This window comes from Roseivivax marinus, assembly GCF_900109705.1.
GTDB lineage: Bacteria > Pseudomonadota > Alphaproteobacteria > Rhodobacterales > Rhodobacteraceae > Roseivivax > Roseivivax marinus.
Window position 1 is genome coordinate 22,235 of the sequence record NZ_FOAI01000003.1, and the last position, 25,696, is coordinate 47,930.

At 66.6% G+C, this 25,696-nt stretch carries 17 protein-coding genes; 5 read left to right on the forward strand and 12 right to left on the reverse strand.

The genetic code is table 11. The features are described from left to right. Nucleotides 1-543 precede the first annotated feature (543 nt). Nucleotides 544-1,827, reverse strand: coding sequence for a Coenzyme F420 hydrogenase/dehydrogenase, beta subunit C-terminal domain (locus BMX29_RS04660; RefSeq protein WP_092810824.1), 1,284 nt, complete (start codon nt 1,825-1,827; stop codon nt 544-546). Then, entirely contained in the window at nt 1,824-3,014 is a 1,191-nt protein-coding gene (locus BMX29_RS04665; RefSeq protein ID WP_092810826.1) for a polysaccharide pyruvyl transferase family protein, read from the reverse strand. Before BMX29_RS04665 ends, BMX29_RS04660 begins: the two co-directional genes overlap by 4 nt. Nucleotides 3,015-3,480: 466 nt before the next feature. On the opposite strand from BMX29_RS04665, the gene BMX29_RS18765 reads away from it, so the two are divergent. Both BMX29_RS18765 and BMX29_RS04670 read left to right on the forward strand, forming a co-directional pair. Continuing rightward, nucleotides 3,481-3,759 carry a hypothetical protein gene (locus BMX29_RS18765; protein ID WP_139196928.1) on the forward strand — a complete coding sequence of 93 codons (279 nt, stop codon included), beginning with the start codon at nt 3,481-3,483 and terminating at the stop codon, nt 3,757-3,759. 148 nt (nt 3,760-3,907) lie between these two features. Beyond that, nucleotides 3,908-4,549: a hypothetical protein gene (locus BMX29_RS04670; protein WP_092810828.1), complete on the forward strand. Its 642-nt coding sequence runs from the start codon at nt 3,908-3,910 to the stop codon at nt 4,547-4,549. Nucleotides 4,550-4,895: 346 nt separating this feature from the next. Here BMX29_RS04670 and BMX29_RS04675 read toward each other — a convergent pair whose 3' ends face one another. The 8 genes from BMX29_RS04675 to BMX29_RS04710 all read right to left on the reverse strand — a co-directional run bounded on the left by BMX29_RS04675 (nt 4,896) and on the right by BMX29_RS04710 (nt 20,450). Next, nucleotides 4,896-6,437 carry a GumC family protein gene (locus BMX29_RS04675; RefSeq protein WP_175471125.1) on the reverse strand — a complete coding sequence of 514 codons (1,542 nt, stop codon included), beginning with the start codon at nt 6,435-6,437 and terminating at the stop codon, nt 4,896-4,898. A gap of 58 nt (nt 6,438-6,495) precedes the next feature. Continuing rightward, the gene (locus BMX29_RS19120) at nt 6,496-7,494 is read right to left on the reverse strand and encodes a glycosyltransferase family 2 protein (RefSeq protein ID WP_175471126.1); all 999 of its coding nucleotides are present in this window, start codon (nt 7,492-7,494) and stop codon (nt 6,496-6,498) included. Beyond that, complete coding sequence (locus BMX29_RS19125; RefSeq protein ID WP_175471127.1) at nt 7,491-9,029, reverse strand: MATE family efflux transporter; 1,539 nt, start codon at nt 9,027-9,029, stop codon at nt 7,491-7,493. The genes BMX29_RS19120 and BMX29_RS19125 overlap by 4 nt, the downstream gene beginning before the upstream one ends. A gap of 4 nt (nt 9,030-9,033) precedes the next feature. Continuing rightward, entirely contained in the window at nt 9,034-10,203 is a 1,170-nt protein-coding gene (locus BMX29_RS04685; RefSeq protein WP_092810832.1) for a class I SAM-dependent methyltransferase, read from the reverse strand. A gap of 1 nt (nt 10,204) precedes the next feature. After that, nucleotides 10,205-11,374: a class I SAM-dependent methyltransferase gene (locus tag BMX29_RS04690; protein ID WP_092810834.1), complete on the reverse strand. Its 1,170-nt coding sequence runs from the start codon at nt 11,372-11,374 to the stop codon at nt 10,205-10,207. Between the two features lies 1 nt (nt 11,375). Continuing rightward, nucleotides 11,376-13,673: an NAD-dependent epimerase/dehydratase family protein gene (locus BMX29_RS19405; RefSeq protein ID WP_217644374.1), complete on the reverse strand. Its 2,298-nt coding sequence runs from the start codon at nt 13,671-13,673 to the stop codon at nt 11,376-11,378. 2 nt (nt 13,674-13,675) lie between these two features. After that, a complete protein-coding gene (gene rfbF / locus BMX29_RS04705) occupies nt 13,676-14,452 on the reverse strand; it encodes a glucose-1-phosphate cytidylyltransferase (RefSeq protein WP_043843653.1) in 777 nt (258 codons plus the stop codon). A gap of 139 nt (nt 14,453-14,591) precedes the next feature. Continuing rightward, entirely contained in the window at nt 14,592-20,450 is a 5,859-nt protein-coding gene (locus BMX29_RS04710) for a cadherin-like domain-containing protein (protein WP_092810836.1), read from the reverse strand. Nucleotides 20,451-21,195: 745 nt separating this feature from the next. Here BMX29_RS04710 and BMX29_RS04715 point away from each other — a divergent pair. Next, nucleotides 21,196-22,017: a CpsD/CapB family tyrosine-protein kinase gene (locus BMX29_RS04715; protein WP_092810838.1), complete on the forward strand. Its 822-nt coding sequence runs from the start codon at nt 21,196-21,198 to the stop codon at nt 22,015-22,017. 12 nt (nt 22,018-22,029) lie between these two features. Here the strand turns inward: BMX29_RS04715 and BMX29_RS04720 are convergent, their stop codons facing one another. Next, nucleotides 22,030-22,881 carry a glycosyltransferase family 2 protein gene (locus tag BMX29_RS04720; RefSeq protein ID WP_092810840.1) on the reverse strand — a complete coding sequence of 284 codons (852 nt, stop codon included), beginning with the start codon at nt 22,879-22,881 and terminating at the stop codon, nt 22,030-22,032. A 33-nt stretch (nt 22,882-22,914) separates the two neighbouring features. After that, a complete protein-coding gene (locus tag BMX29_RS04725; RefSeq protein ID WP_244889144.1) occupies nt 22,915-23,814 on the reverse strand; it encodes an ExeA family protein in 900 nt (299 codons plus the stop codon). A 420-nt stretch (nt 23,815-24,234) separates the two neighbouring features. On the opposite strand from BMX29_RS04725, the gene BMX29_RS04730 reads away from it, so the two are divergent. Continuing rightward, entirely contained in the window at nt 24,235-24,912 is a 678-nt protein-coding gene (locus tag BMX29_RS04730; protein ID WP_092810842.1) for a sugar transferase, read from the forward strand. A gap of 146 nt (nt 24,913-25,058) precedes the next feature. After that, complete coding sequence (locus tag BMX29_RS04735; protein ID WP_092810844.1) at nt 25,059-25,688, forward strand: polysaccharide biosynthesis/export family protein; 630 nt, start codon at nt 25,059-25,061, stop codon at nt 25,686-25,688. Nucleotides 25,689-25,696: the final 8 nt, after the last annotated feature.

Sequence of the window (25,696 nt, forward strand, 5' to 3'; positions counted from 1 at the left end):
GCCGCACCGGGGAGGGTGGTGAACGGCTCGGCGTGCGATCGGCGAAGCCCGGCAGCTCGGCTAGCGCTCCGGCAATGACTGAAACAACTTTGGGGTGAAGTGACTGCTGAACACTCACCTAGAGTAGGGCCAAAAATCTGGCAACGCGCGGACTGCCACGGTTCCTTTCCGCGGCAATATTTCGCCCTTGGAATTCGTGTCGTCCGAAAAAGGATAGTGAATCATGATTACCCGTCATGCGGGTGCTCCTGCGATCCGTCGCAGGGTTTTCAAATGTTTCCCGGGGGGCTGGGATAAAGTTCCCGACACCTGCCATCATCGGCGGGAATATGCCGAAACATGTCATGACCTAAAGTCAACTTTGCCGCAAACGGGACCGTTTGCCGCGCCGCAGACACATTCAAGGAGTGTGTGAAGCCGGGTAATGCCCTGCGAGCGGCGTCGTGACGTGGCGTTCCGGACCCCGGATTCCGTCGCGATCACCCGCGCGTGCGGGGCAATCCAAGTCGCACGCGCAATGGCTGACGGGAGATGTCACCGCCCCTAGACCGACGGATGCTGAAGGTGCTGGCTGCAGCGGGCGGTGGTGGATGGGACCCGTCCGCGCCCGATGGCACGCCGCGCCGCCCGCCGTATGGTCCCGAGGAACTCGCGCAGGCCCGTGCGCAGGCCGGCCCGGCGCGCGTTGTCCCAGAGGTGGAACCCGGTGAAGACCGGCGCAGGCTGCCGGGCGAGTCGCAAAGCCGCCAGGCGTGGCGCGGCGCTGCGGCGCTTGCGCACCTGTCCGGGTTGCATGGCGACGAGCGCCTCGGGGTCGAGTGGCGAAAGCGCGATGGCGCCGGCGATCTCCGCGTCGCGCAAAAGGCGCGCGCCAAGCGGGGTGCGTGCGATCGCCGCGCTCAGCCCGTCGCGTTCCTCGAAGACCGGATAGCCCCGGTCGTCCGTCTCCCACGCATCGGCGCAGACGATGTCGGCGAAGCTGCCGACGCCGTCGGGACAGAGCTTGCACCGATGCTGGACCTGCCGCGAGAGGATACGGCCCCAGCTGTCGGCGTAGTTCATGCGAACGGCGCGTCCGTCCCGCAGCGTCGCAGTGGCGTAGCCCGGCCAGCCGTCGCCACGATAGCGGAAGCGGGCGGTCTCGGCCTCGGACGTGCCGAGCGCGGACAGGACCGTGCGGGCACCGTTCAAGCTCGGCACACCGGCGCAGAAGAACGACAGCATGACCGGGAAGGTCGCGTCTACGCGCGCGTCCAGACGTGCGAGTGCGCGCAGCGCCGCGATGTCGCAGGGCTTGCCGACGAAGGCATGGCGCAGGCCCGAAGTCAGCGCGTCCTCGATCCCCTCCAGCGGCGCGGAGGGAGCATAGCGCGACCCGGCCGCGGCCTTCACCTCTTTCGCAGTACTGCTCTGAACGGTTCGGTTGGCGATGGGGCGCGCCGGGTCAGGCCCGGTTTGCCAAACCCGCGCGACGGTGCCGGTTTCGAGCAGGTGAACCAGCATCGCCGAGAGGACCCCGCCGGAGGACGCGGCCCGGCGGAGCTCGGGATCGATGGCGTGGCCTGCGCTGATGCGCAGATAGGGGCCCAAAAGCGGATGCTCGGGCCGTGCACCGCGTTCCAGCGTGAGGCCTGCGCCCGGACAGATCGCCGCGATCCGGTCGCGCGCAGGGGCGGGGAGGGGGCGCCCGCCGGTGTCCGGGCGCAGGACGCCATCGGTCGTCATCCGCATCGTCACGGCATCCGGTGCCACCGCCGCGCAGCCACCGCAGCCTGTGCAGAGGTTGCCCGAGAGTACCGCGTCGAGATCAGGACGCGCGCGGCTCATGCCGCGGCCATCGCCGCCTGTCGCAGCGTGTCGGCGACGGCGTCCTCGTAGAGGGCCAGCCGCGCCAGTCCGCGGTCGAGGCAGTCGCGCACTAGCGGACGCAGCGCGTCGCGGTCGTCGATCACCGCCTCGACGCTCGCCACGATCTCTGCGGTGGAGTCCTCGCGCAGGTCGGCCACGCGATCGTATCCGAGCCCGCCGAAGAGCCCGGCGAACTTGCGGCTGTAGGCCATCGGCAGCACCGGGACGCAGGACGACAGCGCGGCGATGCAGGCATGCATCCGGGCTCCGGCAAAGGCGTCCATGCCCGCGATGTAGCCCTTGGCCTCCACGGGGTCGCGGAACCGGGGCGCGAGGATGACCGAGGGGAACTCTCCGGCGAGAATGGCGCTGGCGGCGTGGTCGTCCTCTACCGGCATATCGTCGGACAGAACATGCGGGACGAGATGAACCTCGAGATCCGGACGGGCCGTCAGCCGGTCGAGAAGGGCGCGGATCGTGTCGGCATAGGAATCGCGCAGGCCGAACATGTTGGTGCCGGAATAACCACCGTTGAACAGCAGGCCCGACACGTTGAGCCCGACCCGGCACCTTCCGCTCGGCGGGCGCGCCACGGCCTCGAACGGCAGGCGCAGGGCCACGTCGCTCGCTGCGACGATCCGGCCGCCGTAGCCCGCCGAGCGCAGGAACTCGACCGAGAGGTCGTCGCGGGTGCAGACCAGCGTGGCCCGGCGCATCACGCCCATCGCGGCCCGCCGGGCCCAGGCGGTGCGGAACGGACCGATGGTCTGCGGCGCGAGGAGAAGGGGCGTGCCAACCGACAGGGCCCGTGCCTTCGATGCGATCATCGTCGCCGCGCGCTTGACCCCGTATATGTCTGTGAAGCTGTCCCCGGCACTGATATCGATGACCATGTCGCAGTCGCGAAGCGTTTGCGCCAGGCGGCCCGAGCTGCCGACGAAATCGCGCAGGCGCAACTCGACGATTTCGCGCACCTGCCGCCCGGTGCAGGGCGGGCGGCGGTCCTTCCACCCGATGATCGTGAACTCCGCGCGCAGGCCGAGATCGCGCGCGGCCTTCTCGACGATCGCGATGTTGGCGAGTGTCAGGGCGCCGACGCCGAGATTGGCGGACTTGGCGGAATGCCACAGCAGGCCGACACGAATCTTCTTCGCGGGAAATTCCATGACTCGAAGACCTCGATGAAAATGCGATGCAATATGACGGCGATCCTACGGGATGGAACCGGGCCCGCCAACGTTCTTGCGCGCCAGGCTGGCCAGAGGCGACGCGCGGAGGCACTGGCCTTGCGCGCGTGTGCTGCCAAGAAACTTCGAAGTGGCGGGGCAAGGCGTCGGCCTGCCTGTGTGAGGCGAGCACCTGTATGCACGCAAACGGGTCTCCGCGTCGGCGCGTTGGACCGGGTGTGCGGCGGCTTCGCGGGCGCGACGTCTCCGCGCAGTGCAAGATGCGGGGCGAGGCCGCCGAGGCTTCCAAGTATTTGAAGCGTAATCGCATCATCGGCTTCCGTTTCGTGTTCCATGCTCGCGGGAAGCAGCCGTCCGACTCATTGCAAACTTGAGAAAAACGGGCGGGTCGCTTAGACAGGGACCTGTGTAAAGAGACGTCTGCCCACGCGTGGAAAGGGTACCGATGCCCGAGACCGAAGAAGTGGAAAATCAGTCGAACAGGGCCGTCATGATCGCCGCGCTGCTCGCTTCGACTTTCTCCCTCTGGTTGTCTTTAGCAATTTCTTTCGCGTTCGACCTCGGATCGGGCGCCGGTCGTCTGCTTTTGCCGCTGGGGCTGGGCGTCGTCGTATATTTTCTTGTGTATTATCTTTCGGTTGCTGTGCGACGCTTGATCTGCACTCGATCCGGTGCGCGTGCACCCGCCGATCGCGATACGCAGGGCGGGCAAGCCACCGAATGACCGCATCTCGCCTTGCAGGGGTACGACTACGTTCGTTTAGGTTGTATTACTCGTAAGCTCCGTCAGGCCGCTCCTCCTACGCTAGTCAGCGTCGGGCCACGCAGGCATCATCGTCTCCATAGTCCATTTCCAAAGAGACGCTCTGATCATGCCTTCATTTTCGAACCGAATTGCGCGGCCCGGGCTGATCGCCGTGGCGGCCGCCCTGTCTCTCTCCTGGGCCGAACCGGTTTCGGCAAGCGCGATGCAGGAGTTTACGCTCGATGTCGATCAATCCAGCATCGATATGCAGGCCCGGAGTTGCCAAAGCAGGTGCGGCGTCACCGCGGCCTTCTCGCAACCCGGCGAGGTCTCGCACACCTACAGCGAGGAAGGAGAAGTCTGGCACCTGCGCGACATCATCGACTGGACTGTCCGCAGCCGGGGCAAGCAGGTCTACGATGTCGTGGTGAACCTCTTCTTCACCGCGCCGACCGAAGCGTCCAGCCAGACGGAAGGGACGGGTATCTTCTTCTCGTTCATGGGCATCTTCACCACCAACCATCTCAGCTGGGACGACTGGACGACGCCGGTCAACTTCGACAACGGCTCGCGCCTGTCGGTCTGGCTCGAGGATGGTATCGACATCGCGCTGGGACGTACGGTGTCCAGCGACATGCACATCAGGGCCGACCGCCTTGCCGGCATGAGCACGCCGTCCCCGGTGCCGCTGCCGCCGGCTCTCCCGGCGATGCTCGCGGTGCTGGGCGGGCTCTTCTGGGCAGGACGGAGCAAGCGCCGGACGGCCTGATCCACGCCTGACATCGACACGACTTTCTCGGTCCGCCGGGGCGCTATTGCCCGGGCGGGCCGCAGTGCGTTTGCGGGGCGAAGAACGGGGTGCTCCGAGACGAGGTGCCATGGTCTCCGGGCCGACCGTTTCGGATCGGCAGCGAGGCTGTGGCGGTCAGCGTCTGTTTCGAGACGCGGGTCTCACATGCCGAGACGCGCGCAAGGCGCCCGGGGGCCGGTGCGGAAATCGGACATGCAAGAGGCGGGACCAGCATTCGCCAGCCCCGCCCGCACGATGGGCATTGAAGCGGATCGTCGTTGACGCCCGTCCGAGCGCCGAAGCACGCGCCCGGCCGAAGCCACGCTCAGCCGGTCAGCTGCTGCAGACGGGTCAGCAGGCTCTGGCCGATCTCCACGGCCGGATAGCCGAGACGGTCGAGCAGCAGCGCCCCGCCGCCGGCGACGCCCACGATCAGGGCCAGCACCGCGACCCGGCGCAGCCCGCGCCAGAGCGGTTCGAACGGCGTCGCCACGTATGGAATGGCGGCAAGGGGCGTCACGCCCAGCGACTTGGTCAGTTCGACCGGCCGGCGGATATAGGGCGAAAGCAGTTCGGCCACCGTCACCGCCGCCAGGCCGAACACGAGACCGGCCAGCGCCGCCGCCGCCGCGATCAGCTTGCGGTTCGGCGATGCGGGATGGGTCGGGACCACCGCGTTCTCCACCACCGACAGCCGCTCGCCCTTCGACAGCAACTCGATCCGCTCGCCCGTGGCAGCATCGGACATGCGCGCGACGGCTCGGTCATACTGGGTCTGGACGTTGTCGCGCTCACGCTCCATCGACCCAAGCGTGATGCCGTTCGCGGGCGTGCGGTCAATCTCCACCTGCATTTCGGCGACCTGGTCCTCGAGCGTCGCGGCTGTCTCCTTCAGGGTCTCGATCTGGCTGTCGATCTCGACCAGCTGCGCCTCGAGGACGCCCGCGCCCGGGGTCTCGTTCGGCGGATCGGCCGGCGACTGCCCGGCGATGGCACGCTCGAGCAGCGCGATGCGCCTCTTCAGGACGCTGATCTTGGGGTTATTGTCGCTGAAAACCGCGCTGAGCGAGGTCAGCTCGTTGCGCAGCGTCGACAGCTCTTCCTCCTCGCGGGTGGGTGGCCGCTGGGCGATGGTGTCGGTGCGGCCCGTCGCCTCGAACACGTCGACGAGCCGACGGCGCTGATCGCCCAGCTGCGCGATCTCGCGCCGGGCCTGGGCGAGACGTTCGCGCAGGAGGTTCTGGCGGTTCATGCGGAAGTCGAGCGTCTCGGGCAGGGCGCCCACGTTGTCGTTCTGGAACGCCAGGATGCGGCGGTCGATCTGGTCGAGCTCCTCGCCAAGACGCCAGACCTCCTTTTCGAAGAAGGACAGCGTGCCGGTGGCGATCTTCTCGCGGAACTCGGCGTCCGCCTCGATCGTGCGGGTCACCAGCTCGTTGGCGATCGCCGCGGCCTTGGGGCCCGTGTCGGCCTCGGCCGAGATCGCCACGTAGAGCGCGTTCCCCCGTCCGCCGGACAGCTGGAAGGTCAGCCGGTCGCGCATGTCCCTGACGATATCGTCCGGCTCCATCTCGGGCGCGTCGTCGTAAAGCGACAGCGTCTCCGCAATGCCGAGCATGTTCTCCCGCGTGAGCATCCGCTGCTGGATGCGCTGGAGGTGCATCATGAAGTCCGTGCGCACCGTAGAGGCCGCGAGGTCGCTCGGGATCTGGGAGGATTCCACCAGAAGCGCCGCCTGCGCCTTGTAGACCTGCGGCAGCGCCACGGCGGCCGCGAGGCCCGCCGCGACGACAACCGCCGCGACCGACAGGAACAAGGTGAACCGGATCCGGAGGATCCAGAAGAGATACCTGACATCTAGCGACATGTGTCGTCTCCTCGGCATCGTGCCACGGTCGCCCGGTCACGAGACCGGTCCAGGGGTTTCACCATTTCTCGAACACGCGCGCGTTCTGGTCGCCGCGTCTCAGCAAACGTTCGGCGTTGGCCAGGATCTCCTTGACCAAGGCATTGGTCTCGGACCTGCGCCTCACGTAGAAGGACAGTACCTCGGCAAGACAGGCGAGCTTTTGGCCGGTGCTCTGCGGCAGGCGTGCGGCGGACCCCAGCCGCGCCGCGATCATGCGCCAGCGCGGCAACAGGAGCCGCGACGGCGCGCGTCCCGTGAACCATTCTGCCCGCGCGTCATAGCTTTCGCTGTCGCGCATCGACCGGTCCTGATGGTCGCGCTTGTAGAACAGGACCTCGTCGATCTCGACGAAGGCACCGAGGAGAAGCAGGTCCTCGATCAGCACCGTGTCGGACGAGATGAAGTCCCGGATCAGCGGGGTTCGCATCAGCGCCTCGGTCCGCACAAGGCCGTAGACCGGGATCCAGAACCCTTCGATCGGCTCGCGGCCCCAGCCGCGCCGCCGGTCCACGGCGATGAAGTGATCGTGGTAGCGGCGGAGACGGTCCGAAGGGCGCTCGGCCCCGAGCCTGAGGTTCGCGTTGAGCGACAGAAGTGTGCGCCCGGTCTCGTCGATCTTCTCGGAGCGCGCATAGGCCAGAACGGCATCACGACGGTCGTCCAGCGCTTCGAGGCATTGCTCGATGTAGCTATCCGCCCAACGGTCGTCGTGGTTGGCCCAGGCGAAGAACGGCCCGCGCGCCAGCCGGGCCACCCGGTTGAAATTGCCGGCCGCCCCTAGGTTGCGGTCGGTCCGGGAATAGCGGATGCGCGGGTCTTGCCGAGCAACCTGTTCGCAGATCGCCGGCGTTTCATCGGTCGAGCAATTGTCCGAGATGATGATCTCGATATTGCCGTGTGTCTGACGGCGCAGGCAGTCGATGGCTTCGGCGACGTAATCTGCGCCGTTGTAAACGGGCAGTCCGATCGAAACGAGTTGCCCGCCGGGCTCCGGGGTCATGGTCCGATTGGTCATGAGAACAACCTCGCCCACATGGAATGGACACGTCCGCGCTCGCGCGGGTCGAGACAGGCGCCGATCAGCACCAGGAGGTAGACACAGGCGCCGATGACGCCCTGCAGGAACAGCTCGGTCCAACCGGAGGGCGGCATGATCAGGCGCAGCGCGACCCAGGCGCAGGCGCCCGCGGCCGCCGGCGCCAGACCTCGCAGCAGCGTCTGGGTGGCGAACTCCGTGAAGGACCGCCCCGTCAGGCGCAGGCAGAAGCGCCAGAAGTATCCCAGGTGCGAGACGATCGCGACGACGGTAAGCGCCAGCGTCACGCCCGGGGCGCCGAGGTCCAGCCCGTCGGCGAACACGAACATCAGAACCACGCCGACGCTCTGGAACATCAACGCCGGCACCACGTAGGACCGAACCTGCTTGGTCGCGAGCGCGGCGCTGGCCAGCAGGATCGTCGGCTGGGTGAACGGGAAGATCACCATGAAGAGGACGAGGACCCACGCCGCGACGCCGTAGTCCGGCCCGAGGTAGAGTCCCACGACAACGTCGGCGTAGACGATCATCGGGGTCGCCAGGAACATCGAGACCCAGAGGCCGTAGCGACCTGCCCGCAAGACCGTGTTGCCGAGACGCGTCCGGTCGCCCAGCGCGTTCATGGCGGTCACCGCCGGCTGCAGCGGCAGCGCCGCGAGCTTGATCGTGCTTTCGAGCTGGCGAAAGAAGGTTGCCCCCACGTGGTAGGCGGTGACCTCGACCGCGGTGCCGTAGAGGTTCAGGACCATCGTCGCGGCGTGGGTGTGCAGCACTGCGCCGAGGCGGTCCAACGTGGTCCATAGCCCGAAGCCGGTCAATTCTCGCGCCGTCGAGGCCGAGAACAACCGAGGCTCGAAGCGCAACTCGGGCAGGATCCGGAACGAGCGCACGAGCATGATGGTGTTCATGGAAGATTCCGCGATCACGGTCGCGACGACCACCCAGATCACCCGGGGTCCGAGCGTCAGAAGCAGGGTCAGCAGCAGCGCTGCCCGGATCAGATCCCCGAGCACGTCGAGCAGGTTCTTTTCGAAGTAGCGCTGGGTGACCGCGTAGGCGGTCGTGAAGGGCACGGTGATCGTCTTGTAGGCGAAGTTTGCGAGCATGAGCAGGATCATGACTCGAAGATCGGGCACCATGTGCGGCGCCACGTTGAAGACATGTTCGACCTGGAACGCGAAGATGACGCCTACCGGGATCATCACGAGCGTGGCCGCGAGCATGACGATGAAGATCGACGCCGAGATGCGCCGCATTTCGACGAAGTCGCCCTTGGCGCAGGCATCGACCATGTAGCGGACGATGCCGCCGATGAAGAACGAGAAGAACAGCGGTGCGAAGACCATCAACGCCGTAACGAGCGGCAGGATGGCGAACTCCTGCGCGGGAATGCGGCGCAGGAGATACTGGTAGACCCAGAGCAGGACAACGAAGTTTACCCCGCGTGCCAGAACGCTCGACGCCGAGTTGAGGGCGACGAGGCGTTCGGAGAGGACGACGCGGCTCTGGCTCATTCCGCTATCCCGTCACCACCGCGAAAGCCGGGTCGAGGCCCATGCCGCGGGTCTGGGCGGTGATCTCGTCGAGGTATTGCGCGTTCGAGATCAGCACCAGCGACGGAGCGATCTCGCCCAGCGCGTCGGGCGCGACGATGGGCACGCCCACGCCGGGCGCGACGAGGCCCTGCTTGCGCTCGTTGAGGTCCACGAAGGCCGCGATTTCCTGTCCCGACAGGTGCAGCGCATTGGCGAAGGAGATGCCCTTCGATCCCGCGCCCCAGATGACCGCGCGTCCTTCCAGAGCGCCGATCCGCGAACGCCAGACCTTGAGGTCGGTCCGGGCGAATTCGCCGAAGGCCGAGGCGAGGCGCAGGACGCTCCGGGTGTCGGGGTGCAGGTAGTAGGGGTCGGCGGTGCCGGGGCGTGCCTCGATCATCAGGAACTGCTGGCCGTAGCCCTCGCGCACTTGCGTCGGCTCGAAGCCCGCGCGGCGGAACAGCGTGACCAGCGACGGTTCGGTCCAGTAGCCCACGTGCTCGTAGATCACGTCCCACATCGAGCTCGCGTCCAGCATCCAGCGCGCGTTCGGCACCTCGATGTAGACCGGGACGTCGCGGTCGCCGATGGCCGCGCGAATGTCCTTGAGGAACGCCAGCGGCTCGTCCAGGTGCTCGAGCACGTGGCGGCAGACGATGGCGTCGAAGGGCCGGTCGAGCTGCTCGGAGCGGAAATATTCCGGCACGATCTCGACGCCCTCGCGCTCGGTGAAGGGGGAGGTCACGCCCTCCATCGACGGGTCGAAACCGATCGCCTCGGCCGCGCCGTGCCGCGAGAGCAGGTCCAGCATGTGGCCGTCGCCGCAGCCGATGTCGATGACCGTGCGGCCCTTCAGGTCGAACCGGTCGACCAGGTCGGCGGCGAGCTCGTCTGCAAAGGCGCGGAAGGTCGGCGAGAAGTGAAGGGCGTTCTCGTAGCCCGGCGCGTAGCGCATCCGCTCCGGGTCGAAGGCGCTGTTCCAGATGCAGGCGCAGCTTCGACACACGGCGAGGTCGATGGCGCCCGTGGGCGCCGCGCGCGCGGCTGCGTCGTCGGGCCAGAGCTGGTTGCAGATCACCGGCACCCGGGGCAGCGTGAAGAAGGTCTCGAAATCGGTCGATCCGCAGAGCGGGCAGTTCGTGGAGAGGCTCATGTCACACCGCCACCAGTTCGGGGTGGAGGTCCATCGCGGCGAGATCGGCGCGGATCTCTTCGACGTAGACCGGGTTCATCACGATCACCGTGTCGGGCGGCGCCTCGCGCAGCTCGTCGGGGGCCGACACCCGCAGGCCGGCGCCGGGCAGGTACTTGCCCTGCTTGTGCGGATTGACGTCCACGACGTTGGCGACCATGTCGCCGAGCCCGTCGGTGGTCAGGAACGACACGCCCTTGGACCCGCCGCCCCAGATCGCGACACGACGGCCGTCACGATGCCGGTCGGCAACGAAATCGTGCCAGTGGCGACGGACCTGCGCCACTTTCTCGGGGAAGGTCTCGGCCAGCGCGTGCAGCTCCTCAAGATCATCTTCCTGTGCGAGCGCGGGCGTGTCGCCGGGCTGGGCGTACTGGATGATGTACTGCCCCTCATAGGCCAGGTCGGTCTTCTGCACGCCGAGGCCCGCCTGCCGGAAGAGGCGGGCGTGGCTGCCCAGCGTGAAGTAGGAGCAATGCTCGTAGTAGATGTCCCAGAAGGCGCCTTCATCGAGCACGCGCGCCACATCCGGCGTCTCGAAGAAGATGCCCACGTCGCGCCGCCCGTCGAGCACCGCCGAGACATCGGACATGAACGGTCCGACCTCGGGGATATGCTCGAGCGTGTGACGGCAGACCACGTAATCGGGCCGTTCCGCGATGTTGGCGGGGTCGAAGTATTCCCGCTGAAAGCGGATCTCGCGGTCGTCCGTGCCCGGCAAGCGGTCGGGGATGAAGCCCGGATCGACGCCCAATCCGCGGCTGCCGGTGGTGGCGACCAGTTCCTTGAGAAAGTCGCCCTTGCCGCAGCCGATCTCGAGCACGAGCCGCCCGTCGAGCCGCTCGCGCGCGGCGATGTCCTGCACGAGGGTCTGCGCGAAGCGGTTGAACGTGCCCGAGAAGTGCTGGCTCTCCTCGGTGGTGGAGGCGTAGTCCACCATCTCGAGCTCGAAGAGCGCGTTGAACACGAAACCGCAGGACTTGCACAGTTCCAGGTGCAGGGGCCGGCGCGGGAAGGACCGCGCCTCCTCCTCGGTGTCGAGGAGGATGCACGACTGCACCGGGATCGCGTCGAGCGAGTAGATCGGAACGGTCCGCTGCGACTGGCAGGCGGGGCAGGGCGTGTCGCTCATGTCAGCCACCCACGATCTCTAGGTTCGGGATCGGCACGACGAACTTGCCGCCGGCTTCCAGGAACGCCGCCTGCTGGCGGACGATCTCGTCGCGGAAGTTCCACGGCAGGATCATCACGTATTCCGGGCGGTCGGTCTCAAGACGCGATGGATCGTCGATCGGAATTCGCACGCCGGGCATGAACTTGCCCTGCTTGTGGATGTTGCGGTCCACCGCGTACTCGATCGAGGACGAGTCGAGCGCGAGGTAGTTGAGCATGATCGTGCCCTTCGCCGCCGCGCCGTAGGCCACGATGCGTTTTCCATCGGCGCGGATGTCCGAGACCAGCTTGCGCGCCGCGTCGCGGAACGCGTGCACCCGGTTCCCGAAATCTGCGTAGTAGTCGTAGCGGTCGAGCCCGAGCGCCGCCTCCTCGGCCAGGATCTCCGTCACCGCCGGAGACGGATCCGCCGTCTTGCCGAAATAGAGCCGGAGCGATCCACCGTGGATCGGCAGACGCCGCACGTCGTTCAGGAAGAGACCGTTGCGCTCGAACAGCGCCTTGGCGGAGCCGACCGAGAAGTAGCACAGGTGCTCGTGATAGATCGTGTCGAACTCGATGAAGTCGATCAGGTCGCGGACGTAGGGAAACTCGACCACCACCTGGCCGGTGTCCGACAGCAGCGTCTCCATGCCCCGCACGAGGTCGTTCTGATCCGCGACATGGGCCACCACGTTGTTGGCGATGATGAGGTCCGCCGGCCCGCGCGTCTCGCGCAGCATGGTAGCGACGCGGGTGCCGAAGAAGTCGACCAGGGTGTCGATACCCTTTTCGATCGCCGCGCCCGCCGGCTGCGAGGCCGGATCGACGCCCAGCACCTGGATGCCGCGGTTCCTGAAGTTCTGCAGCATGTAGCCGTCGTTCGACGCGATCTCGACCACCCGGTGATCTGGGCCGAGTCCGTTGCGCTCGATCAGCTCGTCGGCGTTGGCCTTGGAGTGGGCGAGCAGGTCTTCGGAGAAGGACGAGAAGTAGACGTAGTCGTCGCCGAACATCTCCTCCGGCGGACGCGTCTCGAGAAGCTGGACCAGCGTGCAGTGCGGGCAGTAGCCCAGCCGCAGAGGCACGAGGCTCTCGCTCTGGGAGAGGCGCGAGGTCTCCAGCAGGCCGTCCGAGCGCGGCATCAGGCCGAGGTCGAGGATCGGCTCCAGCCCGTGATGATCGCACGAGATGCAGTGCACCTGCGCGGCGTCGCTGCGGAAGGCGTCGGTGACGCTGGCCACGCGCTTGACCTGGTGGCGCAGCGAGGTGTCGAGGATGCCGTCGCCGATCAGTTTGTGGATGTGGCCGATGCGCTGGTAGCGCGTGCCCTCGAACTCGTCGAGCGTGAGCGCCTGCGCCTTGTAGGCCTCGTAGAGGCTCTGTGCGCCCCGGCGGGCGTCCCATTGCGGCTCGAAGTGCGGCATCACCCGTCGGATCTTGTCGCAGTTCACCCGGTAGCAGCGCGTGTCCGGGCCGGCGTCGTCGGCGAAGGTCACCTCGCAGCCGGGCACGACCTCGGCCACGATCTCGGCCAGTTCGCGGATCTGGTAATTGTGTTCGGTGACGCCGACGTTGAACGCCTCGTTGCGGATCGCCTCGACCGGGGTGTCGAGCGTCGCGGTGAAGGCGCGCGCGATGTCCTCGATATGGGTGATCGGCCGCCACGGGGTGCCGTCCGACTTCATGTGGATGTTGCCGGTTGTCACCGCCCACGCCACGAGATTGTTCAGGACGAGGTCGAACCGGATCCGCGGGCTGACGCCGTAGGCCGTGGCCGAGCGCAGGAAAGTCGGGCAGAAGGTGTCGTCGGCCAGCCCGGCGAGGCCGCGCTCGGACATCACCTTGCTTTCGCCGTAGGGCGTGACGGGGTTGAAGGCGCCGGTCTCGTCGATGAAGTCCGCACCGCTCGCCCCGTAGTTCGAGCACGACGAGGAGAAGACGAAGCGCGACACGCCGGCCGCCTTTGCGGCGCGGGCGACCCGCATCGTGCCTTCGAAATTGATGTCGTAAGTGGTCTCGGGGCGGAAGTTGCCGAGCGGATCGTTCGAAAGCGCCGCGAGGTGCATCACGGCGTCCACGCCCTCGAAGTCCGCCGGTTCGGCGTCGCGGACGTCCTTCACCAGCGTCGGCACGTCGATCATGTCGCCGCCGGGTGCGAAGGTGCAGCGCTCGTAGAGATCGCTGTCCAGGCCGACGACCTCGTGGCCGGCCGCGCGGAGCATGGGGGTCAGCACGACGCCGATGTAGCCGCGGTTTCCTGTGACGAGAACTTTCATGGTCATTGCTCCCAACGGGCCCAGGGACGGTCACCCGTATCCCAGAGCTTCTGCAGAACGTGCTTGTCGCGGAGGGTGTCCATCGCGGACCAGAAGCCCTCGTGCCGGTAGGCCATGAGCTGTCCGTCGCGGGCGAGGTTCTCGAGCGGGGCGTGCTCGAACATCACGTCGTCGCCCTCGATGTAATCGAAGACCTCGGGCTCCAGCACGAAGAAGGCGCCGTTGATCCAGCCCTCGGCGGTCTGCGGCTTCTCCTCGAAGGCGGTGACCTTGTCGCCGTCGAACTTCATGTGGCCGTAGCGCGCAGGCGGCCGCACAGCGGTGATCGTGGCGAGCTTGCCGTGCGACTTGTGGAAGTCGATGAGTTTGGGGATGTCCACGTCCGACACGCCATCGCCCCAGGTCAGCATGAAGGTGCCGTCGCCCATGTAGGGTTTCAGCCGCTTCACCCGACCGCCGGTCAGCGTCTCGTCTCCGGTCTCGATCAGGTCGACGGCCCAGGGCGCGTGGTTGCGCTGGTGCGGCTCGACGGGAATGTCCGACCCCATCCGCACAGTGAGGTTGCCGTGAAGCGAGCCGTACTCGGCGAAGTAGCGCTTGATGTAGTCGCCCTTGTACCCCAGCGCGACGGCGAAGTCGTTGAAGCCGTAGTGCGAGTAGATCATCATGATGTGCCACAGGATCGGGCGGCCGCCGATCTCGACCATCGGCTTGGGCCGGACGCTGGTTTCCTCGGCGAGGCGGGTTCCCTTCCCGCCGGCAAGAATGGCTGTTTTCATAACGATTTGGACTCCTCTTGGATCGAGGTGGAAAAGCAGGCAGTTCGAAAAGGTATCGGGTCTATGGTCGTGATCCGGGCCAATCCCGGAGGGTCTTCGGTGGCCGAGCGAGGCCGGTGGTGCAGTGGTCCTTCCCTGCTCAGACGAACAGCGCGTCGTAGGCGAAGTTCTCGTCGTCGAGGGTCAGGTCGTAGACGGCGTTGAGGACGCCGATCAGTTCGTCGGACTCTCCGGCGGCGCCGATGTGCCAGATCGCCGTGCCGGCGGGCAGGCCGGCCTCGTCCACCGAAAGGCGATAGTCGGCTGCGGTGCCGGCAAGGCGGACCACGTCGGTGCCCGCTTCGAAATCCCAGACGAAGGCATAGTCCGCGCGCCCGTCACTGGTGGCGACGCCATCGTCGTAGAAGACGGTGCCGTGCTGGCCGAGCACGAATTCGTCGGCCCCGCCTCCGCCCACGAACACGTCCGTCTCGCCCTGTCCGGGAGACGCGCTCAAGGGGTCCACGGCCAGCAACAGCTCGTCCGTTGCGTCGCCCTGGATTATGTCGTCGCCGGTGATCTCGGTCACGCTCAGATCGCCGAAGGTCACGTCGTAGTAATGGGCATTAAGATAGATCGAGCCGGTGGCCGGTGCCTCGTCGATCGAGAAGCTCTCGTAGGTCTTGAGGGTCCAGTCGACCGGCTCCGGCGTGCCGGCCTCCCAGACCTTCATCGAGTAGACCCGGTCGTAGAGATCGCCCTGCTCGACGCGAACGGTGACGTTGTAGGTCGTATCCTCTTCAACCGTCATTCCGTCGATGCCCAGCACCTCCGAGAAGCTGTGATAGCTGTGGCTCTTGAAACGACCGGTATAGAAGAACCCGGCGCCGGGCTCGTAGTTCGAGGCCGGCTGCCAGTCGATGAAGCGCCCCTCGGTATGACCATCCCAGAGCATCCCGATGGCGAATGCGCCGCCGTCGCGTCCGTTGGGATCGACGTTGGTCAGGTCGTTGGGGGTAATGGTGAGGTTGAGCTCGTAGTTGTCCCATCCCTGATCGCCGAGCACCAGCAGCCGGTCGTAGCCCAGATCCACCGGACGCACGCCGTTGGCGTCCCAGCTCCAGGTTCCGTCGGCGACCTGCACCACCTCCTGGATGTCGGTGACGGTCTCCCAGTCGATGGCGTAGGTCTTGTCCCAGCCGTCGCCCGCGACGTAATCGACGGTCACGTCACGCTCGAACACCGCGCCGGTGTCGATGGTCGCGACGATCGTCACGATGTCATCGGCGGCGCTGCCGTCCAGTTCGGCATAGTCGATGTCGATGTTGAAGTCGCCCGCCTCCTGCAGGCGCCGCGTGTCCGGCCCGATGGACAGCTCGCGGACCGGGCCGCCGTTCAGGCGATATCCCAGGTCCACCACGTTCGGGGCGACCGCGCCGAGGATGTTGATCCAGCGTTGCCCTTCGCCGGGCGTCCCGAAGCTCTGGGTGTCGCCGTACCAGATGTCGATCGGGTCTCGCGCGTCGAGCGTGGCCGTCGCGCTCGATTGCAGCGCGCCGTCGGTAACGGTGAAGTCGAGGGTGGCGATCCCGTCGAAGCCCGGGGTCGGCGTGTAGGTGAAGGTTCCGTCGCCATTGTCGATGAGCGTGCCTTCGGACACCGTGCCCACGGACACCAGCGACAGAGTGTCTTCGAGATCGGGGTCGTAGGACGTCCTGAGCAGGTCGGAGGCGTCGAAGGTTACCGTCTCGGGCACGCCAATCGAGACGTCCTGCGCCACTGGGGCGTGGTTGACGGGGACGTAGGTGCCGTCCTCGGCGGTTATGGGCTCCTGCACGGTCTCGAACCAGTCGACCTCGGCGATGTAGCCCGGCACTTCACCGGTGAACGAGGTGCTGCCCGCGAACACACCCACTTCCGTGACGGACATCGCGCGCTCGTAGGTGAAGGCTTCGATCCAGTCGCTGCCGCCGCCGCGATACTGGAACGAGAACGCGTCCCCCTCACGCACGATGCGCAGGTCCTCGATGGTCGCGCTGGTGGCCCGGAACAGCGGATATTCCGTCTGCCCATCGACGATGGTGCCGACGATCAGGGTGCGGGTGCTGCCCGTGAAGGCCAGGTCGAAGCGCAGCCAGTTGCCCTCGTCCTCGATCACCAGCAGCCCGTGCTCCTGGTATTGCTGCGTGGGCGTGGAGAGGAAGCCGGCGGAGATGTCGAAGTCGAGGTCGAGCACGTCCTGCACGATCCGCGGCGTGGTCATCACGTTCGACGCGCTGACCTGAACGCCCTGCGGCGAGACGATCAGCGCCATCGCGTCGTTGCCCTCGTAGCCGATGCGCGCCTCGCCCGCGATGCCCTCGAAGCGCCAGGCCGGATCGAGCGCGCCGCCCGAGAAGTCATCCGAAACCGCGTCGAACAGGTCGACCAGCACGGTAACGGAGCCGGTGGACACGAAGCCGCCGTCGGTCACCGAATACTGGAAGGTGTCGGTGCCCTCGAAGCCCGGATCGGGGGTGTAGGTATAGTTGCCGCCGCCGAGGTCCGTGATCGTGCCGTTGGCGGGATCGGTCATCGCGACGACGCTCAGAGGATCGCGGTTGATGTCGTAGTCGTTCGCGGTGAGGTCCGCTTCGGTGAAGGCCAGCACCGTGCCGGGATCCATCTTGAAAAGATCGGGGGCCGGCTCGGGCGGAGTCGCGGGTGGCTCGTAGCCGTCGTCTTCGACGCTGATCGGGTCGGCATCGGACTCCACGTAGTCGACCCGCGCGGTCAGGGCGGCATCTGGTCCGACGCTGCCCGCGAAGAGGCCCGCGGCGGTGATCTCCATGCTGCTGGTGGCGGTGCCTGCGCTGCTCCAGTTCACCCCGTCCACCGAGGTGAACATGGTGTAGACGTCGCCGGTCCGCTCTACGCGGATGTATCCGGTGTCCTCGTCGATGGTGGTCCGGATCGCGGTGCTGGTGCGGCCGTCCTCGGTCACCGCGGCAAAAGCGTAGAGCCGCGATCCGTCCGAGTAGAGGTCGAAACGCATCCAGTTCGTCTCGTCGGCCTCGAACAGGAAGCCCTGCATCTGGTGGCGCTCGGTCGGCTGGTCGAGAAAGCGCGCTTCGAGGGTCATGTCGGTGTTGCCCACCACCTGCATCGCCGTGGCGGCGTTGCGGGTATTGCCCCAGAGGTCGTGGTTGCCGGGTCCGGTCGACAGCGTGAGGAAGGCGTCGTCCGCATCGCCGCCGAGGCCCTGCGACGTGCCCTCGGGGAGGGTCAGCGTCCAGCCGAAGTCGAGTGCGCCGGTGTGGAAGTCGTCCGACCCGAAGGCCGGCGGCGGCGGGGTGCCGACGGTCAGCCGAACTGTGGCGGTGTCGGTATTGGTGCCGTCGCTCACCGTGTAGTCGAACGCGTCGTAGCCGTTGTATCCGGCGTTCGGCGTGTAGGTGAACCCGCCGGAGCCGTTGGCCACCAACGTGCCGTTCGAGGGCATGGTGACGCCCGTGATCGTCAGCGGGTCGCCGTCGGGATCGCTGTCGTTGCCGGTCAGGTCCTTGGCCGTCAACTCGATCGCGGTATCCGCGGGCGTCGATATGTCATCGTCCGTGGCGGACGGGGGGCCGGTGATGCCGTCCTCGGTCAGAGCCGGGCGGGCGTCCGTCTGGACGTAGTCGACCTCGACCGTGTGGCCCATCGCCCCGCCGGTGCTGCCCGCAAAGACGCCCATCTGGGTGACCTGCATGGCATGGACGAAAGAGCCCGCTTCGCGCCAGGTCTCGCCGTCCAGAGAGGTAAGCATGGTGAACGTGTCGCCGGACCGCTCGACCCGCAGGAACGGGGCGGTTCCTTCTGGGAGGGTCGTGCGGAACGCCGTCGAGGACTTCCCGTTCACCGTGATGGCCGCGAAGGCGTAAAGCGCGGCACCGTCTGAATAGGTGTCGAAGCGCAGCCAGTTCTGCGCATCCTGCTCCACAACGAAGCCCTGCATCTGGAACCGTTGAAACGGCGTCGAGAGGAACCGCGCCTCGAGTCCGAAGTCCTCGTCGCTGACCTCCTGCATGATCCGCGCGGCCTGGTTGGTGTTCCAGATGTCGTGATTGCCCTCGCGGGTCGACAGGACCAACACGGAATCCGGGCCGCTGGTCGCGAAGGCAAGGGCGGTGCCGTCGGGCGTGATCCGCGTCCATTCGGGGCCGAGCACGCCGTCGTGGAAATCGTCCGGCAGGAAGGCCGGCGGCGGCGGCGTGCCTACCGTCAGAACCAGCGTCGCGCTGGCCTCGGAGGTGCCGTCGCTGATCGTGTAGCTCACGACGTCCATGCCGGTATAGCCCGCCGCGGGCTGGTAGGTGTAGGTGCCGTCGCCATTGTCGGTCAGCGTGCCGTGCCCCGGCGTGCCGAACGACACGAGCGTGAGCGGATCGCCGTCCGGGTCGCTGTCGTTGCCGAGCAGGTCGGCGGCTGTGAGGATCAACGCCGTGTCTTCCGGCGTGGCAAGGGCGTCATCCACCGCCTCGGGCGGCGCACTGATCCCGTCTTCCGTGAAGATCGGGTCGGCGGCGCTTTCCACGTAGTCGATGCGCGCGGTGTAGCTGCCGGCGGTGCCCGCGCTGCCGGCGAACACACCGGCAGAGCTGACCGCCATCGCGTTGGTCAGCGACCCCGCGGTGGTCCAGGTCGTGCCGTCCTGCGAGTAGGTGAAGGTGTAGGTGTCACCGACCCTTTCGAGCCGGAGGAACGGCGCGGCGCCTTCAGGGATCGCGACGCTGAAGGCGGCCCGTGACGATCCGTTCTCGGTAATCGCGGCAAAGGCGTAGAGCTTGTTGCCGTCGGAATAGGTGTCGAAACGCAGCCAGTTCTGCGCATCCTGCTCCACCACGTAGCCCTGCATCTGGTAACGCGCGCTGGGCGTCGAGAGGAACCGCGCCTCGAGCGCGAAGTCCTCGTCCGACATCTCCTGCATCGCCCGCGCGGCGCGGTTGGTGTTCCAGATGTCGTGGTTTCCGGACCCCGTGGTCAGCGTCAGGACCGAGTCCGCTCCCTCAACGGCCAGCCCCTGGGACGACCCGCTCGGCAGGATGACGCTCCAGTCGGGCGCGAGCGTGGCGGCATGGAAATCGTCCGAGGCGAAGGCCGGCGGGGGCAGGGTGCCGACGGTGACGATGACCGTGGCATCGACCTCCGTGGTGCCGTCGGTCACGGTGTAGGCGAAGCTGTCGTCGCCGACATAGCCGGTCGCGGGCTGGTAGGTCCACGTGCCGTCGCCGTTGTCGGTGACGGTGCCTTGCGCCGGTGCGCCGACCGAGACCAGCGTCAGCGGATCGCCGTCCGGGTCGCTGTCATTGCCGAGTAGATCGGTCGGCGTCAGGATCAGCGCCGTGTCCTCGGGCGTCGCGAGCGCATCGTCCATCGGCTGGGGCGGCGCGCTGACGCCGTCTTCCGTCGCGATGGGATCATCGGCGCTTTCCACGTAATCGATCCGCGCGGTGTAGCTGCCCGCGCTGCCCGAACTGCCGGCGAAGACGCCCGCCGAGGTCACCGTCATCGCGTTGGTGAGCGAGCCGGCCGTGGTCCACGTCGCACCGTCCTGGGAATAGGCGAATGTGTAGGTGTCTCCGACCCGCTCGAGCCGCAGGTAGGGTGCGCTGCCGGCGGGGATCGCGGCGCTGAAGGCGGCGCGGGAGGATCCGTTCTCGGTGATCGCGGCGAACGCGTAGAGCGTGCTGCCGTTCGAGTACGTGTCGAAGCGCAGCCAGTTCTGCGCGTCCTGTTCCACCAGGTAGCCCTGCATCTGGTAGCGCTGGGTGGGCGTCGACAGGAAGCGCGCCTCGAGGGAAAAATCCTCGTCGGTCATGTCCTGCATGACGCGGGCGGCGCGGTTGGTATTCCAGATGTCGTGGTTCTGGGTAGAGGTCGTCAGTTCAAACCACGCATCCGTCCCGTCGCCTCCGAGGCCCGAAGAGATCGTGGCCGGACCTTCGACGGACCAGCCATCGGCAAGCAATGCGCCGGAAAAGTCGTCCGAGAATGCCATTCAATATCCACACGAAAAAATGTCGCCCGAATCCCGATGGGCGCAAGGTAATCCCATTCAGCGTATCGCCGGGCAGCGAGAAGCCAAGATCGATGATGTGTCATACAGGTTTGTCGCGCTTTGGTTGTGTTCGGGTTTGCGCTGGGCGTGTCGGGTGTTTGCGGGATTTGCCAAGGGACGAATCGCACGCTTCCGCTTCCGTCCGGGACCGGCGTGAAAGCGATGGCTCCGCCGTCTCGGCGCGTTCGCCCCGGTCCGTGGTTGCTGTGTGTCCATGGTAGGGGTGTTCTGTCCGAATTGAGGCTAAATATATTCTAAATCAGATGCATGGCGCCGTGACGGAGAGACACCTCGACCGCGTTCAGCGGAGGCCGCGGAGGCTTTCCTGCCCGCTTTGCGAGGCATCGGAATAGGTGCGCTGCAGTGGCTGCGACCGCCGTTGCACCGCATCGCGCATGCGATTCGCGTGGGCATCCGATCGGGCCGCACGGCGAGGGCATCCGCTCTTCTCAAGGGTTTCCCACGCGTGCATCTGCAAAACGCTTACCAGTTTTGCTCTCTTAGGTTGTGTTATTGGAAGAAACTTTTCAGTTGTGAACGAGACGCCGTTCCCGGAAACTGTATCGTGCGGACATTCGAGTCCTGAGGCCGCACGTGGAGGGCTCGAACGCTCTTCGCAGGCAGCACCTCGAAGGCCGCACATTGAATTGTATCACATTTTTTAATTTCGTTTCGGGATATTGGCATGGAAAGATTGCAGGTCGCCGTTCAGGACGCGCGGGAACGCCGGGCCCGGCTGACCGAGGCCGATCCCCGGACCCGCACTCCGGCCCGTGGTCCGGAGCCGGAAACGCCGGTGACTCCCTGGGAAAAGCTGTCCAGCGTCACGCCACCGCGTCGGCGACTTTTGCGGGGGCGCATCTTCCTGAACGCCCGGGCGCCGGGCGGCGTGGCGATCGACCTGCTGCGAACCCGGCTTCTGAAGCTCATGGCTTCGAACGGTTGGAAGCGTGTGATGATCACTTCGCCCAACAGCGGGTGCGGCAAGACGAATGTCTGTGCGAACCTCGCCATGGCGCTGTCGCGCCGCCCAGAGGGGCGGGCGGTCCTCATCGACCTCGACGTCTTCCGTCCTTCGCTGGCCGGAACGTTCGGGCTCAGCCCCACGGCCGGCGTCGCGGATGTTCTGACGGGGCGCGTCGCGCCTTCGGACCAGATGGTGTCGATCGGCGGGAACCTTGCGGTCTGCGCGAGCCGCTCGGCGCATCCCGAAGACGCCAACGTGCTGAAAACCCGAAAGGCGCGCGAGGTCCTCGACGAGATCGAGCGCGACTTCGCACCGGACATCATGCTGTTCGACGCGCCGCCCTTCTTCGGCACGGACGCGGTGATCGCGGCCAGCGACATGGTGGATTGCGTCGTGATCGTCGGCGCGTCGGGCGAAAGCTCGATCGATCAACTCGACCGCACCGAAAGCGACCTGTCGCAATATACCAACATCGCGGGCATCGTGCTGAACAAGTGCCGCTATCTCGCCGGAGACAGCGACGCGGCCTATCCGCAATAGGCCGCCCGGGCATCAGATCTCCCGGCCGAGGACCTGCAGGGTCATCCAGCGCATCCGCGTCAGACGCTGGCGTGCCAACGTCGAGAGCGCCCGCGCGCGCTCTGTCGCGGTGAGGTCGGGGGCGCTCAGGACTCGGGGCGCATGGGCCACGATGCTCGCCGGCATGGCCAGCGCGCGCAGCAGCCACTGGGCGTTCCGCCGCGGGTGGTCGCGGAGAAGACCGTAGCTTTCCTGGGTGAGCCGGCGCCACTTACGTTCGAGCGCGGCCCAGTCGGTGCGGGACGGATGCCCGACCACGAGCTCGGGATCGTAGGCGAGGGAAAAGCCCGCCGCCACGGCGCGGGTGCACCAGTCGAAATCCTCGGACATGCCGGCGCGGAAGCCGCCTATCGCGTCGAACACCGCGCGATGGGTCAGCAGGTTGCCGGACCCGGAAAAGCCGCGCTTCTCGATGTAGGTCTTGAAGTCGAACGCGAAGACCGCCTCGAACGCCTGCGCACCGCTGCGGGGGCGCGCGGTCTCGTCGAAGACCGTGACGCGCCCGCCCACCAGGTCGGCGCGGTCGCAGGCGCGACGGGCCGCGGCAATCCAGTCCGGCGCCGGCAGGCAATCGCTGTCCACGAAGAAGAAGCGGTCGGCGCGGGTCTCGGCCACGCCGCGGTTGCGGGCGTTCGCGGCGCCGGGCGTGGTCTCGGTCACGAGCCTAACCCAGTCGGGCACCTGCGGGACGGTGGCGGAGCCATTGTCGACCACGACAACCTCGATGTCGTCCGCAATCTGAGGGGCGAGCGCGTCGAGGCAGCGGCCGAGGCGCACCGCGTCGTTATAGTGCGGAATGATCACCGCGATGGTCGCGTCAGTCATCGAAACGGCACTCCGGAGCTGGGGCAGGGCGGTTCAGCGCGCGGCGCTGCGGGGCAAGTCGTGGACTTCGGCGGCGGCGCGGACGGGATCGGTCTCGGGCGGCGGGTCGCCGAGGTCGAGCTGCAAACCGTCGCGCAACACCTCTTCGAGCCGGAATCGAGTGACTCGCTTTTCCCGGGCCGCCGAGGCGTAGACCAGCGCGAGATCGCAGAGCTTGTTGACGATCCGTGGAACGCCGCCCGACGTCTCGTGAACGAGGTGCAAGGCGTCCTCGGTGAACTCGTCACCCGATCCGCCCACATGGGTCAGCCGGTGGCGGACGTACTCGAGGGTTTCGGTCTCGCTCATGTGGCCGAGGTGGTAGGTCACCGATACCCGCTGCGCGAACTGCCGCAAGTCGGGGCGGCGCAGCAGCTGCAACAGCTCGGGCTGACCCACGAGCAGCAATTGCAGCAGCACGCCCTCGCCGGAATTGATGTTGGTGAGCATCCGCAGCTCCTCGAGCTGCGCGCTGCCGAGGTTCTGGGCCTCGTCGACGATCAGCATGACGCGCCCGCCCTCGCCGTAGGTGTCGACCACGAAGTTGCGGAAGGCGTTGAAGCGGCGGACATGGTCGTCGCCCGCGGGGCTTTCGACATCGAAGGCATCGAGGATCCAGTCGAGCAGTTCACCCCGCCCGGTCTGGGCGTTGGAGAGAAGGCCGATGCGTGTCTCGGGGGACACCTCGCGCAGGAGATGCTGCACGAGGGTGGTCTTGCCCGTCCCGATCTCTCCGGTCAGCACGGTGATTGGCGCGCGCGAGAACAGACCGTACTGCAGAACGGTGAAGGCGGCGCCGTGCCTCGATGTCCAGTACAGGAACGCCGGGTCCGGCATCAGCGAGAACGGCTGGGCGCGGAACGGGAAGGCGAAATGGAAATCAAGTTCGGGCACGCTGGAACCTCTGGCTGAGAATTCGGTCTCGTTCTGAAAAATCTGACGCCGTTTCGCGTCTGGTCTTGAAATGGGCGTCGCGAGAATTGCGTCGAAGAGCAGACGCGAGCGACGGGATCATGTTACCGACCGGATCGAATTGTGGGTAGTGCTTTCTTTCTACCCGGGATGACAGGACCGAGAGTTGATTTTCCGATGGGCGACGGGTAGGATTTCCGAGATTTGAGGAGTTGATATTCAGTCCGACGGCGTCGACCCGATTCGATTTCGTGGGTGACGTCGCCGACCGGCGCATTTGATGCCGATTGGCGTCGGATTTCGGGGGTGAGGGGAGATACTTCGCCCACGATCATTTCAAGGACGATTTGTGGGGGATCGTGATTTGCGACGTATTTTCTGCCACCGGACCGGTGTGGTCCGATGAGATACCAGGTACATGACACGGATGGCTGGGTCGCGGCCGAGGCGCTGCGCCTCGACGTCGTGCCCCGCCGGGCTTATCGCCGCGGCGCCAAGCGATGTTTCGACGTCGTGCTGGTGCTGCTCGCTGCCCCAACCGCGCTTGTGATCGTGCTGGGCGCTGCGCTGCTCGTGGCGCTCGACGGGCACAACCCGTTCTATTCCCAGATCCGCGTCGGCCGGAATGGCCGTCACTTCCGCCTTTGGAAGTTGCGCTCCATGGTGCCTGACGCGGAGGCGCGGCTGAAGCGTCACCTCGAAAGCTGCGACGTCGCCCGGCGCGAGTGGACCGAGAAGCAGAAACTGACGAACGATCCCCGCGTGACCCGTACAGGGGCGTTCCTGCGCAAGACCTCCATCGACGAGTTGCCGCAGCTCTGGAACGTGCTCGTGGGGCAGATGTCGCTGGTGGGCCCGCGACCGTTCATGGCCGACCAGACCGGGCTGTATCCCGGCAAGGCCTACTTCCGGCTGCGTCCCGGCATCACCGGGAACTGGCAGGTTTCGGACCGCAATGCCTCGACCTTCGCGGCGCGTGCGCGCTTCGACGACGAGTATGATCGCGCGCTGTCGCTGGTGGGGGACGTCCGGATCCTCGCGCAGACCGTCGCGGTCGTCTTCCGTTGCACGGGCTGCTGATCGGCACCCCGACGGCCTTCGGGCGTGACGCCAGAACAATACTGCCCGGAAAAGGCGAAGAGGTGGGGGGATTTCTCTTCCCATAGGCCATGGCGGCGGACGATCCTCGACCCACTTCGGAGGATCGAGTGCGAGATTGACCTGACATGCTGCGGATACTGACCTTCCTCTGCGCCGCGATGATCGCGAGCGCGGGCCTTGCCCAGGGCGAATACCGCGTCCGGACCGGTGACACGCTGACCATCGAGGTGCTCGAGGACACCTCGCTCAACCGGTCGGTGGTCGTGCTGCCCGACGGGCGTGTGTCCTTTCCCTATGCCGGCAGCGTCCCGGCAGCGGGCCGCACCGTCGAGCAGATCCGCAGCTCGATCGCCGAGAGCATCGCGCCCAATTTCAACGAGCCGCCGAACGTGTTCCTCAGCGTCCGGCCGGCGCCGCCCGAGCCGGCCCCGCCGCCGGCGCCGCCCGCGCCGGTCGCGCCGCCCGCCCCCGATCCGGTGATCTCGATCTACGTCCTGGGCGAGGTCGAGGGCGCCGGCCGCATCGAGGTCGCGCCGGGCACGACTTTCCTTCAGGCGCTGGCGCAGGCCGGGGGCCTCACGCCCTTCGCCGCGACCAAGCGGGTGCAACTGCGCCGCACCGACCCGATCAGCCGGGTCCAGCGGGTTTACGTCATCAATTTCCGGGCGCTGACCAACGGCGCCGCGATGCGGGCCGACGTTCCCCTGCGCGAGGGCGACGTCATTCTCGTGCCGGAGCGCAGGCTGTTCGAATAAGGTCGCGG